This window comes from Sodalis-like endosymbiont of Proechinophthirus fluctus, assembly GCF_001602625.1.
Classification (GTDB): Bacteria; Pseudomonadota; Gammaproteobacteria; order Enterobacterales; family Enterobacteriaceae.
Window position 1 is genome coordinate 5,305 of sequence record NZ_LECR01000088.1, and the last position, 977, is coordinate 6,281.

Annotated in this window: 2 protein-coding genes; both read right to left on the reverse strand. The window is 56.6% G+C overall.

From position 1 onward, the window contains the following. Positions 1-396, reverse strand: a 396-nt coding sequence (locus BG74_RS18235) for a 1-deoxy-D-xylulose-5-phosphate synthase N-terminal domain-containing protein (RefSeq protein WP_305809594.1), incomplete at its 3' end; no start/stop codon positions are given. A gap of 36 nt (positions 397-432) precedes the next feature. After that, positions 433-977: polyprenyl synthetase family protein (locus BG74_RS18240; protein WP_244267469.1), on the reverse strand; the 545-nt coding region annotated here is incomplete at its 5' end.

Sequence of the window (977 nt, forward strand, 5' to 3'; positions counted from 1 at the left end):
ACCGAGCCCAGCACTAATGGAGGTAGAGGAGTGACCTACCGATAACTGGTCATATTCGCTTTCGCCACGCCACGGAAACGGATGCAGGCCGTTACGCTGGCGGATGGTGGCGATGCGATCCCGACGTCCGGTCAGGATTTTGTGCGGATAGGCCTGATGGCCGATATCCCAAATCACCCAATCGAACGGCGTGTTATAAACGTAATGCAGTGCCACTGTCAGTTCCACCGTCCCCAGCCCAGAGGCGAAATGACCGCTTGAGCGGCTGACGCTGTCGAGCAAAAATTGCCGCAGCTCGTCGCACAGCGCCACCAGATTTTCTTTAGGTAACTGGCGCAACTCCATAGGATTATCAGACAGGACCAGCGTCGGGTATTTCTTTGTATCAAGGCTCATGGGTACTCATATCCGATGTGTAAAAAACAACATCACTTATTTATCACGCTCAATAATATAGCGCGCCAGCGCCACCAGCATGTTGGTATCATAACCGAGTGCAGCGACACATTCTAAGGATGCTAGTGATTCTTGATACAGATCCTGAGCCTTGGCCCGAGCCATGTCCAGGCCCAGTAGGGCCGGATAGGTGCTTTTGCTCAATTCCTGATCCGCTCCCTGCCGCTTGCCGGTGGTTTGGCTATTGCCCACGACATCAAGAATATCGTCTTGTATCTGGAAAGCCAGGCCGATGGCGGCGGCAAATCGATCGAGATAACCCAGCGCCGCGCCGCCAAGTTCGCCGGCAGCCAGCGTGCCCATCCGCACCGCCGCGCGAATAAGGGATCCGGTCTTGTGTCGGTGAATCGTCTCCAGACGTGCGTCGGACATCTGCTGACCCTCCGCCGCTAAGTCCATAGCCTGCCCGAGGCACATGCCGTCGGCACCGCTGGCGGCGGCCAGGGTCGAGATCATTTGCAGCCTATCCTGTGCGCTAACCTCAGGCATTTCCGCATCGGCCAGAATGCTGAAGGCCAGGG